This is a genomic window from Microbacterium sp. NPDC057659, assembly GCF_042799915.1.
GTDB lineage: Bacteria > Actinomycetota > Actinomycetes > Actinomycetales > Microbacteriaceae > Microbacterium.
In genome coordinates this window covers 732,212-744,893 of record NZ_JBHVHU010000002.1, presented here as the reverse complement: position 1 = coordinate 744,893, position 12,682 = coordinate 732,212, and the positions used below count along the sequence as shown (strand labels likewise).

At 68.0% G+C, this 12,682-nt stretch carries 11 protein-coding genes; 3 read left to right on the top strand and 8 right to left on the bottom strand.

The window, feature by feature from the left end; genetic code table 11:
• Nucleotides 1-3: 3 nt before the first annotated feature.
• A complete protein-coding gene (locus tag ACFVAE_RS12065) occupies nucleotides 4-2,052 on the top strand; it encodes a HelD family protein (RefSeq protein WP_378892226.1) in 2,049 nt (682 codons plus the stop codon).
• Here the strand turns inward: ACFVAE_RS12065 and ACFVAE_RS12060 are convergent.
• The 4 genes from ACFVAE_RS12060 to ACFVAE_RS12045 all read right to left on the bottom strand — a co-directional run bounded on the left by ACFVAE_RS12060 (nucleotide 2,049) and on the right by ACFVAE_RS12045 (nucleotide 5,948).
• Nucleotides 2,049-2,672 (bottom strand): AAA family ATPase, encoded by a 624-nt coding sequence (locus tag ACFVAE_RS12060; RefSeq protein WP_378892224.1) that lies wholly within the window; start codon nucleotides 2,670-2,672, stop codon nucleotides 2,049-2,051. The genes ACFVAE_RS12065 and ACFVAE_RS12060 overlap by 4 nt on opposite strands.
• A gap of 9 nt (nucleotides 2,673-2,681) precedes the next feature.
• Complete coding sequence (locus ACFVAE_RS12055; RefSeq protein WP_378892222.1) at nucleotides 2,682-3,578, bottom strand: carbohydrate ABC transporter permease; 897 nt, start codon at nucleotides 3,576-3,578, stop codon at nucleotides 2,682-2,684.
• Entirely contained in the window at nucleotides 3,578-4,504 is a 927-nt protein-coding gene (locus ACFVAE_RS12050; RefSeq protein ID WP_378892220.1) for a carbohydrate ABC transporter permease, read from the bottom strand. The genes ACFVAE_RS12055 and ACFVAE_RS12050 overlap by 1 nt, the downstream gene beginning before the upstream one ends.
• A gap of 73 nt (nucleotides 4,505-4,577) precedes the next feature.
• Nucleotides 4,578-5,948, bottom strand: coding sequence for an ABC transporter substrate-binding protein (locus tag ACFVAE_RS12045; protein ID WP_378892218.1), 1,371 nt, complete (start codon nucleotides 5,946-5,948; stop codon nucleotides 4,578-4,580).
• 275 nt (nucleotides 5,949-6,223) lie between these two features.
• Between ACFVAE_RS12045 and ACFVAE_RS12040 the strand changes: the two genes are divergently transcribed.
• Both ACFVAE_RS12040 and mgtE read left to right on the top strand, forming a co-directional pair.
• Complete coding sequence (locus ACFVAE_RS12040) at nucleotides 6,224-7,144, top strand: hypothetical protein (RefSeq protein WP_378892216.1); 921 nt, start codon at nucleotides 6,224-6,226, stop codon at nucleotides 7,142-7,144.
• A 167-nt stretch (nucleotides 7,145-7,311) separates the two neighbouring features.
• Nucleotides 7,312-8,673 carry a magnesium transporter gene (mgtE, locus tag ACFVAE_RS12035; RefSeq protein WP_378892214.1) on the top strand — a complete coding sequence of 454 codons (1,362 nt, stop codon included), beginning with the start codon at nucleotides 7,312-7,314 and terminating at the stop codon, nucleotides 8,671-8,673.
• A 3-nt stretch (nucleotides 8,674-8,676) separates the two neighbouring features.
• On the opposite strand, the gene ACFVAE_RS12030 is transcribed toward mgtE, so the two are convergent.
• From ACFVAE_RS12030 to dnaK, 4 genes are read right to left on the bottom strand one after another with little or no spacing between them, the layout of a single operon-like run.
• Nucleotides 8,677-9,129, bottom strand: coding sequence for a heat shock protein transcriptional repressor HspR (locus ACFVAE_RS12030; protein ID WP_378892210.1), 453 nt, complete (start codon nucleotides 9,127-9,129; stop codon nucleotides 8,677-8,679).
• Nucleotides 9,126-10,112, bottom strand: coding sequence for a DnaJ C-terminal domain-containing protein (locus tag ACFVAE_RS12025; protein WP_378892208.1), 987 nt, complete (start codon nucleotides 10,110-10,112; stop codon nucleotides 9,126-9,128). The genes ACFVAE_RS12030 and ACFVAE_RS12025 overlap by 4 nt, the downstream gene beginning before the upstream one ends.
• 7 nt (nucleotides 10,113-10,119) lie before the next feature.
• Nucleotides 10,120-10,707 (bottom strand): nucleotide exchange factor GrpE, encoded by a 588-nt coding sequence (locus ACFVAE_RS12020; RefSeq protein WP_378892205.1) that lies wholly within the window; start codon nucleotides 10,705-10,707, stop codon nucleotides 10,120-10,122.
• 2 nt (nucleotides 10,708-10,709) lie between these two features.
• Nucleotides 10,710-12,572, bottom strand: a complete 1,863-nt coding sequence (dnaK, locus tag ACFVAE_RS12015; RefSeq protein ID WP_378892203.1) for a molecular chaperone DnaK — start codon at nucleotides 12,570-12,572, stop codon at nucleotides 10,710-10,712.
• Nucleotides 12,573-12,682: the final 110 nt, after the last annotated feature.

Sequence of the window (12,682 nt, the reverse complement as noted above, 5' to 3'; positions counted from 1 at the left end):
GGGATGCGGGTGGATGCGGGCGTCGTCACGGCGCGACAGGTGGAGCATGAGCAGAACACGATCGATGAGATGTACCGGCTGCTCGACGACGGGGTCTGCAGCGGGCTCGCCGCGCAGGCGAGGGTGATGGCGGCCCCGGTCGAGGGCCCGGAGGATCTGTTCGCACGCGATGCCGAGCTCGCCCGGCTGCGTGACGGCGTGCGGCGGCTGCGCAGCGCAGAGCACGCGCTCTGCTTCGGGCGCATCGACGACGCGCAGGGCGGATCGTTGCACATCGGGCGGATCGGGCTGAGTTCGGCAGCGGGCGAGGCGCTGCTCGTGGACTGGCGGGCCGAAGCCGCGCGCCCGTTCTACGCCGCGACGATGGCGTCACCGCTGGGCCTGCGGCGGCGCCGGCATCTGCGCCTCGACGGCCGCCGGGTGAGCGATGTCACGGACGAGATCCTCGACGGCACGGCGCCGACCGGCGATGATCTCGTCGGCGACGGCCCGCTGCTGTCCGCCCTGAGCGGTGCACGGACGGGCCGGATGCGCGAGGCCGCTTCGACGTTGCAGACCGAGCAGGACGAGATCGTCAGGTCGCCGCATCGCGGGATCATGGTGGTCGACGGCGGCCCTGGCACCGGCAAGACGATCGTGGCTCTGCATCGCGCGGCGTACGTGCTCTACGCCTTTCCTGCGATCGCCGAGCGCGGCGTGCTGGTGTTCGGCCCCAACCGGCGCTTCCTGACGTACATCTCGGAGGTGCTGCCGTCGCTGGGCGAGAACGACGTGCAGCTGGCGACGGCATCCGATCTGATCGGGGCCGAGGCGACTGCACAGGACCAGGAGCGGGTCGCCCGGGTGAAGGGCGGCGCATCGTTCGCCGACGCGCTCGCGCGCTGGGTGCAGGAGCGGCAGCCGCACGGCCGGTCGCTGACGCTGCACACCGCGCATGGCGCCGTCGTGCTCGACGCCGCTCGGATCGACGCCGCGCGGCGCAGTGCGCTGCAGGGGCATTCCGCGCACAACCGTGCCAGAGAGCTGTTCCTCGAGTACGTGGTCGAAGACCTCGTCGACGAGCTGGAGCAGCAGACCGCACGGGAGGTCACGGAGTTCGAGGATGAGATCAGGGAGGTGCTCGGCATCGACCTGGACGGCATGTTCGCCGAGGACGGCGACGGCGAGTCCGCGGGCGAGCTGGAGATCGACTGGGACCGCATCCGCGACGAACTGCTCGTCGATCCCGGCGTCGACCGGATCGTCGAGGGCGTCTGGCCGCGTCTCCGTCCGGAGCAGGTCGTCCGCGGCCTGCTCTCCGACCGGGCCGCCCTGGAGCGGATGCTGCCAGGAGCAAAGAACATCGCCGCCCTGACCCCGCCCGGGTCAGCCGGATGGTCGGACGCCGACCTGGTGCTGCTCGATGAGGCGCGCGCGCTCGTCGACGGACCGCCTGACACGGTGTGGGGGCACGTCGTCGTCGACGAGGCCCAGCTGCTCTCCGAGATGCAGTGGCGGATGCTGCTGCGCCGCTGCCCGAGCCGATCGATGACTGTGGTGGGCGACCTCGCGCAGGCCGGCCCCGCCACGACCGTCCGCAGCTGGGATGAAGCGCTGCACCCGTTCGGCGCGGACCGGTTCGCGCACCACACGCTCACCGTGAACTACCGGACCACCGCCGAGATCCTGCAGGCGAGCGAGCCCGCGCTCGCCCGCATCGCCCCCGCTCAGCGGCTCTCCCGCTCGATCCGGCACGGCGACCGTCCGACCCGGATCGCCGTCGATGCCGGCGGCCTCGCCGCGGCACTCGACGACCTCATCGGCGAGCTCCGCGACGCCCACCCGGCAGAACTGATCGGCGTGATCGCCGCCGCGCACCGTGCGGCCGAGCTGGATGCCGGCATCCACGACGCGTCGATCGTGCCGGCATCCGACGCGCGGGGACTGGAGTTCGACACCGTGATCCTGATCGAACCGGATGAGATCGAATCGGCCGGCGAAGCCGGCATCCGCGATCTCTACGTCGCGCAGACCAGGGCGACGAAGCGGCTCTTCACTTTCGTGACCGGCTAGGACTTCCGCCCGCCGGCTCCGGGTGCGCCGACGACGGAGCCGGCGAGCGCAGTTCGCGCCCACTTCTCGACCTGCGCGGCCAGCTCCGCGCGGGAGAGCGAATCCACATCGAGGATACTCACCGGCCATCGCGGATCGTCCCCTGTCAGCCGCTCCCAGCGCGACCACTGCATCGGCACCGCGCTTTCGACGCGAATGACCTCCGGCGCGTAGGACGGATCCGCCGCATGACGGCGGAACCACTCCCCGAATCGCACGTGGTGGACGATCGAGTCGGACGGCTCGCCGCGATCGGCCAGACGCTGCTCCTGGACGTCCGGCGAGCAGTGCAGCACGCAGATCACGATGCCGTCGAGGCGATCGGAGGAAGGGGCGGCGAGCAGCTCCCCCGGCGGCACCTGCCCGAACAGGAGGACGTGTTCACCGCGCCCCTGAGCATCGATCGCGAACCGCACCCAGTGCTCGACCGCTCCGTGCCGCCAGGAGGCATCCGCTCCCTCGGGCACACCGATCGAATCGAACTCGACACACGTCACCTGCCGGCCGAGGTCGACTCGGCTCAGTGCGTCCAGAGCGGTCGACTTGCCTGTGCCGCTGGCGCCGGTGACGGAGAGGAGCATCCGGTGAGACTACTTGAGCCCGGCCATCTTGATGTTTCCGATGATCTGGCGCTGGAAGATGAGGAACAGGATCACGACCGGCGCAGCGGCGAGCACCGAGCCCGCCATCAGCAGGCCCAGTTCGGTGCTGCGCTCGGAGCGGAACGTCGCGAGGTACTGCTGCACCACGAACCGCTCCGGCGTGGTGATCGTCATGATCGGCCAGACATACGAGTTCCAGTAGGCGAGGAACGCGGTGATGCCCATCACGACGAACGGCGGCTTCGACAGCGGCAGGAAGATGCGCCAGAAGATGCCGAAACGCCCGCAGCCGTCGAGCATCGCCGCCTCTTCGAGGCTGGCCGGGATGTTCAGATAGAACTGCCGGATGAAGAACACGGATGCGGCGGACGCGGCGCCCGGGATCACCAGCACCGCAAGGGTGTCCAGCATCGACAGCCTCGTCACCACGATGAAGCTCGTCAGCAGGATGGTCATGCCGGGGATGAACATCGTGGTGATGACGATCACCCACATGGTGCGCTTGAACCGGAAGTCCAGCCTGGCGAAGACGTACGCCGCGAAGGAGTTCACCGTCAGGCTCAGCACCGTGAACAGCACGGCGCCCAGGAAGGTCCATCCCATCGTCGTGGCGAAGGTCGGGTCGGCGAGGATCTGCGCGTAGTTCTGCCACTTCCACACCTCGGGGAAGAACTGGAACGGCGTCTGGATGACCTCGGTCTTGGACTTGAAGCCGGCGATGACCATCCAGGCCAGTGGGAACAGTGCGGCGAGTACGAAGGCGGCGCCGGCCAGCACCTTGAAGACCAGCGTCACCCAGCCGCCCGAGGTCCTCGGCATCCGGGTCTTGCGCGGCTCTTTGCCTGCGAGGACGATCCGGGTGGTCTCACCCTGCATGACGGCCATCAGTCGACCAGCCTCTCGGAGTTGACGAACTTGAACACGAGTGCCGACACCGAGCCGAGCACGACGAACAGCAGCAGCGCCGCGGCGATCGAGTAGCCGACGTTGATGTCGTTGCGGAAGTGGTTGAAGATGAACAGGTTCGGCAGCGTGGTCGAGTCCAGCGGCCCTCCCTGCGTCATCACCAGCGGCAGCTCGAACTGCTGGATGGCCGCGACGAATCCCGTCACCAGCAGGTAGAGGAACACGTTCTTCATCTGCGGGATGGTGATGTACCGCGTCTTCTGCCACCACCCGGCGCCCTCCATGGCGGCCGCCTCGTAGTACTCGGTGGGGATGTCGACCATCGCCGCGACCATGATCAGCGAGGTGAGCCCCATGCCCAGCCAGATGGCCGGGATCGCGATCGCGAACAGCGCCCAGGAAGGATCGCCCAGCCAGGCGATCGGCTCGATGCCGAAGAGGCCGAGGAAGGCGTTCAGCAGACCGCCGGAGTAGTCGTAGATCAGCACGAAGATGATCGAGGCGATCACCGAGGAGATGATCGTCGGGATGTAGATGCTGACCTTGAGGATGCTGGCGAACTTCTTCGACACGCTCACAACCAGGCTGGCGAAGAGGTAGGCCAGGATGAGCATCGGCGGCACGGTCATCAGGACGAAGACGAATCCGCGGCCGATCGTCGCGAGGAACAGCGGATCGCTGAGCACGTCGGCGAAGTTCTTCCATCCGACGAACACCGGATCCTTGTAGAAGCTCCAGTCCTGGAACGACAGGTATCCGGCGTAGATCGCCGGCCAGATCACGAAGATCCCCAGCAGGATCAGCAGCGGGGCCAGCATCAGGAAGGCGAGCTTCGTGTCCCGGTACTGGTAGCGGTCGTGTCGCAGGCGCTGCTGCCGGCGGTCTTCTCTCACAGCGGTCGTCATCGTCGATCCCGTCTCGTCCGTGCATGCCGGTGCCGGGGGTGGGTCGGGTCCCGCCCCCCGGCACCGTCCTTGATCAGTTCTTCGGTGCCTTCTCGGGCAGCTTGTCGCGGTCGATGACCTTCTGGATGGCGGCCTCGGCGGTGGCGATCGCCTTGTCCGGCGATGCGGCGCCCTTCATCACGGTCTCCATCGCGGTGCCGACGGCGAGCGAGACATCCCAGGGGTAGGTCGGCTCAGGGATCGCCGTGGGAGCGATGTCATCGATGACGACCTTCGACCACGGAGCATCCGCAGCCTTCTCATCCGCTGCGACGGCCTCCTGCACCGATGCGCGCACCGGCACCTTCGTGAACTGCGTGCCCACGAAGAAGGGCACGAGGTTCTGCGGGTCACCGGCCAGCGACCACTCCAGGAACTTGCCTGCCGCCTCGGCGTTCTTGCTCTTCGCGTCGATGACCCACTTGAAGTTGCCCAGCGTGGTCGCGGTGCGGCCATCGGCGTTCGCGGCGTTCGGGAAGGCACCGACGCCGGTGTTGGAGAGCATGTCCTTGTAGTCCGAACCGATCTCGGACATCATCCAGGAGCCGGACACCTTGAAGGCGACCTTCTGCTGACCGAAGTCCTTGCCCTCGACGTAGGCGGCGAGCGCCTGCTTCGGCATGTAGCCCTTGTCCCAGAGCGTCTTGTACTTCGACATCAGGTCCTTGTAGCCGTCGTTGTTGATGTCCGGCTTGGTCCAGTCATCGGTCAGAGCGGTGTGCCCGGCGAAGTTGTACTGCTGACCGACGGTCGACCACGCGAAGGTCGCAGCATCGGATGCCGGTGAGATGCAGTACGTGCCCTTCGCGAGCGTGGGCTGGATCTTGGCGCAGGCCGCGAGCAGGTCGTCCCAGGTCTCCGGACCCTTCGTGGAGTCGACGCCGGCCTTGTCGAGCATCGCCTTGTTCCAGAACAGCACGGTCTGCGGCTCGAGCAGCAGCGGGTAGGCGTAGTACTTGCCGCCGATCTGGGAGACCGGCTGCGCGGGGTCGATGATCTCATCGAGCTTCGACTGGTCGACCACCTTGTTCAGCTCATAGAGCTGGCCGGCGTTCACGGCATCCTGGATGCTGCCGGAGTGCGTGTAGATGTCGGGTGCCTTGCCTGCGGCCTGGGCGGCCTTCATCTTCTGGTCCCAGGCGTCGGCCGGCACCTCGGTGTCGACGACCTTGATCTCCTTCTGGGACGCGTTGAACTTCTTGACGATGTCCTTGTACCAGTCGTTCTCGACGGGGGTGAAGGTGCGGTGCCAGAACTGGATGGTCGTGACGCCCTCACTGCCACCGCCGCCGCCGGCCGCTTCGCCAGGAGTGCCAGAGCCGCAGCCGGCGAGCAGACCGACGGCCGTGATGACGCCGAGGGCCGAGAGGGCCGCCCTCCGCGTCCGGGAAGTGTTGATTGCCATGGTTCCTCCTCAGGAACTCGACTCGTCCTCGAATCGTTGCTGTGATCGGCAGGTGCCGAGGCTCGGCCGACGGGCGCCGTCGACCGGGTAGACGCCACGTTAGACGAAATCGATTTCAGGCACAAGAGAGTGCCGCATGCGGAACCAACGGGCGCACGAGCGGATGCTCCCCGCCGATACACCGCGCTTACTGACGCAGCAGCAACCCGTTGAGAAATCGATTTCAATCCGTTACCGTGGCTCTGATCACCCGCTCTCGAACGAAGGCGACACCCGTGACCGTATGGCTGCGACCCACCGCTGAGCGCCCGGCCGAGCCGCGATGGGGGCATCCTGAGGGCCTGCAGATCGGCCTGCACCCGATCCCAGGGCCGCGTGGTCTGCTGCGCGTGTTCACGCCCTACCTGGACCATCCGCGCGAACGGCTGGTGAACTTCATCGCCGTCGAACCCGTTGTCGAGGGCTCGGACACCAGGGGCTACTCGGAGCTCGAGCCGAGCACTCTCGACCCCGGAGAACGGGGCAAGCGGTTCTGGTCCTCTGACAGTCCCGACACCGAGATGCCAGGCGATCCCGCTGCACCTGCCCGCGGCACGGTCGAGCAGGTCGACGGCATCGAGCATCTGACGGTCTGGATCGGGGTGGAGCGCTTCGATGACGGCGCCGACGTGCATGTGCGAGTGCGCTTCCGCGCCGACCGTCCGCACGAGGTCGAGGTCGCGGGGTTCGCCAACGAGGGCTCGGCCCCGCTCGACCGGCTGATCCTCTCGGCGACGATGGGCAACTGGGCGAGGCTGCGCCGACTGGAACTCGCAGACCGAGTCGTCGAGCCGCGGACGCTGTGGCCGGAGTTCTCCGGCACCGGATTCACCGAGCATGCCGGGTTCCGGCTCGCCGAACTGCACCGTGACGGCGCCACCGCGGAGGTGAGCGCCACCGGCGACGAGAGCGACCCGTGGTCCGTGACGTACGCCGGCGACACCGCCGACCACTGGCGCTTCGTCGGTCGGCGCGCACGGCAGATCTGGCGCGTCGATCACCCGCATCCCGACCTGCGGGCCCAGGTCAACGCACGCTGGTCGTACTGGGCGAGCGCATCCGAGATCCCCGGCGGTCCCGCCTACGAGAACTTCGAGATCGTCGAGCCCTTCCGGCAGGGCGCCACATTCAGGTTCGCGGTCGAGCCTCTGGACTAAGCTGTAGGCGGTCTGTTCCTCCGAAGAACCAGGAAGCGAGGTGGTGCCCCATGTCCAGTGACAGTCACAGTCGCAGACGCGTCTCACCCATCCGCTTCCGCTCCGCACCGCTGATCAGCCCGAACTGATCGCCGCGGTGGGGCGGCTTTCTCTGCGAAGGCACACTCATGACCCCCACGCAGCTTCAGAACGTGGCCGAGGCCGCCGACACGATCGGCCAGCTCCTCTCCCAGAACGATCTCGCCGGCGCATCCGCCGTGCTCACCCCGCTCGCGGTCCCCGAGGTCGTCGAACTCGTCGACCGGCTCAGCATCGAGGATGCCGCGATCGTCTACCGTCTGCTCGCGAAGGGCAGGGCGCTCGAGGTGTTCGAGGCGCTCTCGCCCGGCACGCAGGGCGACCTGGTGCAGGCGCTGCGCAATGCCGAGGTGACCACCCTGTTCGCCGAGATGGACCCGGATGACCGGGTCTGGCTGCTCGACGAGCTGCCGGCATCCGTCGCCCCGCGCCTGCTGCGCGGCCTGACCAGGCAGGAGCGCGACCTCACCTCGGGCATGCTCGGCTACCCGCAGGACTCGATCGGGCGCCGGATGAGCCCGGAGTTCGTGACGACGCACCCGCAGCTCACCGTCGCCGAGACGATGGCGCGCGTGCGCGCCGCGCTCGAGGACGCCGAGACGATCTACACGCTGCCGGTGACCGACCATGGCCGCCGGGTGGTCGGCGTGGTCAGCCTGCGCGACCTGATGGGCGCCTCGGATGACGCGCTGATCGGCGACCTCATGAACGACGATCCGCACATCGCCGTCGTCTCGGAGGACGCCGAGACAGCGGCTCGCCGCACCACCGACTACGGTCTGCTCGCGCTGCCCGTCGTCGACGGCGAGGACCGGCTGGTCGGCATCCTCACGATCGACGACGCGGCACGCATCCTCAAGCAGGAGGAGAGCGAGGATGCCGCACGGCAGGGCGGCGTGGAGCCGCTGCGCCGCTCGTACCTGTCCACGCCGATCACCAGGCTGGTGCGCTCACGCGTGGTGTGGCTGCTGGTGCTCGCGGTCGGCGCGACGCTGACCGTGCAGGTGCTCGACACCTTCGAGGCGACGCTCGCCCAGATGACCGTGCTCGCGCTGTTCGTGCCGCTGCTGATCGGCACCGGCGGCAACACCGGAAACCAGGCCGCGACCACCGTGACGCGCTCGCTCGCTCTCGGCGAGGTCGCTCCGCGCGACGTGCTGAAGGTGCTCTCCCGGGAGGTGCGCACGGGATTCTGCCTCGGGCTGCTGCTCGGACTGCTCGGCTTCGCGATCGCGGGCCTCGTCTACGAGTGGCACGTCGGCCTGGTGATCGGGCTGACGCTGGTGGCGGTCTGCACCGTCGCGGCATCCGTCGGCGGCATGATGCCGCTCGCCGCGCGGGCGATCAGGGTCGATCCTGCCGTGTTCTCGAACCCGTTCATCACGACGTTCGTCGACGCCACCGGCCTGGTGATCTACTTCCTGATCGCGAAGGCCGTGCTGGGGCTCTGAGGCTCAGTCCTCGGGGCCCTCGGACGGCAGGTGCGGGCTCCACAGCATGACCTCGGTGGAGCGGCGGATGCGGCGGCCGGACGGCACGGTCACGACCTGACCGCTCGTCGCCGCGGCGAACACCCGGACGCCGGGGCGGCTGCGCCGCTCGGCATCCAGCGTCTGCTCCAGCTCGCGCACGCGGTGGCGCAGCGCGCGCACCTCGTCCTCCAGATCGAGCAGGCGCGCGATCGCCGGCAGACTCATGCCGTCGGCGGAGAGCCGGGCGACCTCGCGCAACTGCACGATGTCGCGCGGCGAGTAGCGGCGCGAGCCGCCGCGTGTGCGGCCGGGCACGACCAGGCCGATGCGGTCGTACTGCCGCAGGGTCTGGGGATGCATGCCGGAGAGCTCGGCCGCGACCGCAATCGCGTAGACCGGAGCATCCTCGTCGGCATCCATCCCCATCACCTTCATGCCCGCGCCTTCGCCATCATCTCGGCGCGCGGGTTCTCCTTCGGCTCGGCGGCCTGGAAGGCCTCCAGAGCAGCCTTGGCGGCCTCGTCGAGGTGCGACGGAACCGCCACCTGCAGTTCGGCGAGCAGGTCGCCGGTGCCCTTCTTCGTGGTGATGCCGCGGCCCTTGACGCGCAGCACCCGCCCCGAGGGCGTGCCGGGGGCGACCCGCAGCTTGACGTTCTCGCCGTCCAGCGTCGGCACCTCGATGGTCGCGCCGAGTGCGGCCTCGGTGAACGTCACCGGGACGGTCAGACGCAGGTTCTGCCCGTCACGGGTGAACACCGGATGCGGGCGCACCGTGATCTGCACCACGATGTCGCCGTTCTCTCCGCCGTCCGGTGACGGACGGCCGCGGCCGCGCAGCCGGATCTTCTGTCCGTCGGCGACGCCGGCGGGGATCTTCACCTTGAACGGCTTGCCGTCCTCGGACTGCAGCGAGATCGTCTCGCCCTTGGCCGCGGTGACGAAGTCGAGCGTGGTGCGCGCGGTCACGTCGGCGCCGCGCTGCGGGCCTCCGAAGCCGCGGAATCCACCGGACGTCTGCCCGAACCGGCCGGAGCCGAACGAGCCGCCACCACCGCCCTGATTGAACATCGCGAAGATGTCGTCGAAGTCGGCCTGCTGCCCACGGCTCTGTCCGAACCGGCTGAACACGTCCTCGAAGCCGCCGGCCCCACCGGCACCGGGCGCGGTGAAGCGCGCACCCGAGCCCATGGCACGGATCTCGTCGTACTCCTTGCGCTGCTCAGGGTCACTGAGCACCGAGTACGCCTCGCTGATCTCCTTGAACGTCGCCTCGGCCTTCGCGTCACCGGGGTTGGAGTCCGGGTGGTACTTGCGCGCCAGCTTGCGGTACGTCTTCTTGAGGTCGGCGTCGGTGACATCCTTCTTGACGCCGAGCGTCTTGTAGAAGTCCTTGTCGAACCAGTCCTGACTAGCCATCGATCACCTACTCCACGGGTACGGCGACCACGACCTTCGCCGGGCGCAGTTCGACTTCGCCCAGCCGGTAGCCGACCTCGACGACCTCGAGGATCGTCGACGTGGTGGCACCGGGGGTGGGCTGCTGGAAGATCGCCTCGTGCTGCTGCGGGTCGAACTCCTCGCCGGCGGCGCCGTAGGCGACCACGCCGAGGCGCTCGACGACGGTGCGGAGCTTCTCCGCGATCGCGTAGAACGGCGAGCCCTCGCCGAGGTCACCGTGCTGCTCGGCGCGCGCCAGGTCGTCCAGCACGGGCAGCAGGCCCTTGGCGGCCTCGCCCTTCGCGCGCTGGATCTCGATGTGGCGCTGCTCCTCGGTGCGGCGACGGTAGTTCGCGTACTCCGCCTGCAGGCGCTTCAGGTCCACGAGCAGGGCGTTCTCGGCGTCCTCCAGAGCGTGGTCCTCCGCAGCCGCCTCGGCGGTCTGCTCGGCGTTCAGGATGTCGTCGATCGTCAGCTCTTCGGCCTCGGATGCGTCGTCCTGCGGCGCGGGGCCGGATGCCGCAGCATCCGACCCCTCGTCCTCAGGAACTTCGTCGAAGTTCTTATCGGTCATCGTTACTTCTTCTCGTCCTCGTCGTCCACGACCTCGGCGTCGATGACGTCCTCGTCGGAGGAGGCGTCACCGGCGGGCGCGTCGCCCTCGGGCGCGGCGCCGGCCGCGGCATCCGCCTGGCCCTGCGCGTAGATCGCCTCGCCGAGCTTGGACTGCGACTGGTTCAGCTTGTCGAACGCGGTCTTCACAGCGTCGTCGTCCTCGCCGGCCAGCGCGGCCTTCAGTGCGTCGACGTCGGCCTGGACCTCGGTCTTCACGTCTTCGGGCAGCTTGTCCTCGTTGTCCTTGATCAGCTTCTCGATCGAGTACGACAGGGTCTCGGCCTGGTTGCGGGTCTCGGCGGACTCACGACGCTTCTTGTCCTCGGCGGCGTGCTCCTCGGCCTCGCGCACCATGCGCTCGATGTCGTCCTTCGACAGCGACGAGCCGCCCGAGATGACGATCGACTTCTCGGTGCCGGTGCCCTTGTCCTTGGCGGACACGTGCACGATGCCGTTGGCGTCGATGTCGAAGGTGACCTCGATCTGCGGGATGCCGCGCGGAGCCGGCGCGATGCCGGTCAGCTCGAAGGTGCCCAGCGGCTTGTTGTCGCGGGTGAACTCGCGCTCGCCCTGGAAGACCTGGATCGCCACTGACGGCTGGTTGTCGTCGGCGGTGGTGAAGGTCTCGCTGCGCTTGGTCGGGATCGCGGTGTTGCGGTCGATGAGCTTGGTCATCATGCCGCCCTTGGTCTCGATGCCGAGGCTCAGCGGGGTGACGTCGATCAGCAGGACGTCCTTGCGCTCGCCCTTCAGCACACCGGCCTGCAGCGCGGCGCCCACGGCGACGACCTCGTCCGGGTTGACACCCTTGTTGGCGTCCTTTCCGGTCTCGGCCTTGACCAGGTCGGCCACGGCCGGCATGCGGGTCGAGCCGCCGACGAGCACGATGTGGTCGATGTCGGACACCTTGATGTTGGCCTCGCGGATGACGTCCTCGAAGGGCTTCTTGGTGCGGTCGAGGAGGTCCTTGGTGAGGTCCTCGAACTTGGCGCGGGTGACGGTCTCGCTCAGCGAGACGGGGCCGCTGTCGGTCAGCGACAGGTACGGCAGGTTGACGCTGGTGCTGGTCGAGGAGGAGAGCTCCTTCTTGGCCTGCTCAGCGGCCTCCTTCAGACGCTGCAGAGCGATCTTGTCGCCCGAGACGTCGACGCCGGTGGTCTCCTTGAACTGCTTGATCAGGTAGTCGACCAGGCGCTGGTCCCAGTCGTCGCCGCCGAGGCGGTTGTCACCGGCGGTCGCGCGGACCTGGATGGTGGAGAAGTCGTCGTCCTTGCCCACCTCGAGCAGCGAGACGTCGAAGGTGCCGCCACCGAGGTCGAAGACGAGGATGAGCTCGTCCTCCTTGCCCTTGTCGAGGCCGTAGGCCAGGGCGGCCGCGGTGGGCTCGTTGATGATGCGCAGGACGTTGAGGCCCGAGATCTCACCGGCCTCCTTGGTGGCCTGACGCTCGGCGTCGTTGAAGTACGCCGGGACGGTGATGACCGCGTCGGTCACGGTGTCGCCCAGGTACGACTCGGCGTCGCGCTTCAGCTTCTGCAGGATGCGGGAGGAGATCTCCTGCGGGGTCCACTTCTTGCCGTCGATCTCGGTGGTCCAGTCGGTGCCCATGTGGCGCTTGACCGAAGAGATCGTGCGGTCGACGTTGGTGACGGCCTGGCGCTTCGCGGTCTCGCCGACGAGCACCTCCCCGTCCTTGGTGAACGCGACCACCGAGGGGGTGGTGCGGAAACCCTCGGCGTTGGCGATGACCTTGGGCTCGCCGCCCTCGAGGACGCTGACGACGGAGTTGGTGGTTCCGAGGTCGATACCGACAGCACGTGCCATGTGATTCTCCTTGTGGTTGTTGTCTGGGAAGTCTGCTGCGACCCAGAAACCTGAGTCGCGATGACTCAAGTGTACGCCGGGGCTCGGATGGTGTCAATTCAAAGTTGATA

Coding starts and splice junctions, on each gene's coding strand:
- ACFVAE_RS12065 (WP_378892226.1), top strand. CDS start 4: ATGCGGGTGGATGCGGGCGTCGTCACGGCGCGACAGGTGGAGCATGAG.
- ACFVAE_RS12060 (WP_378892224.1), bottom strand. CDS start 2,672: ATGCTCCTCTCCGTCACCGGCGCCAGCGGCACAGGCAAGTCGACCGCT.
- ACFVAE_RS12055 (WP_378892222.1), bottom strand. CDS start 3,578: ATGGCCGTCATGCAGGGTGAGACCACCCGGATCGTCCTCGCAGGCAAA.
- ACFVAE_RS12050 (WP_378892220.1), bottom strand. CDS start 4,504: ATGACGACCGCTGTGAGAGAAGACCGCCGGCAGCAGCGCCTGCGACAC.
- ACFVAE_RS12045 (WP_378892218.1), bottom strand. CDS start 5,948: ATGGCAATCAACACTTCCCGGACGCGGAGGGCGGCCCTCTCGGCCCTC.
- mgtE (WP_378892214.1), top strand. CDS start 7,312: ATGACCCCCACGCAGCTTCAGAACGTGGCCGAGGCCGCCGACACGATC.
- ACFVAE_RS12030 (WP_378892210.1), bottom strand. CDS start 9,129: ATGAAGGTGATGGGGATGGATGCCGACGAGGATGCTCCGGTCTACGCG.
- ACFVAE_RS12025 (WP_378892208.1), bottom strand. CDS start 10,112: ATGGCTAGTCAGGACTGGTTCGACAAGGACTTCTACAAGACGCTCGGC.
- ACFVAE_RS12020 (WP_378892205.1), bottom strand. CDS start 10,707: ATGACCGATAAGAACTTCGACGAAGTTCCTGAGGACGAGGGGTCGGAT.
- dnaK (WP_378892203.1), bottom strand. CDS start 12,572: ATGGCACGTGCTGTCGGTATCGACCTCGGAACCACCAACTCCGTCGTC.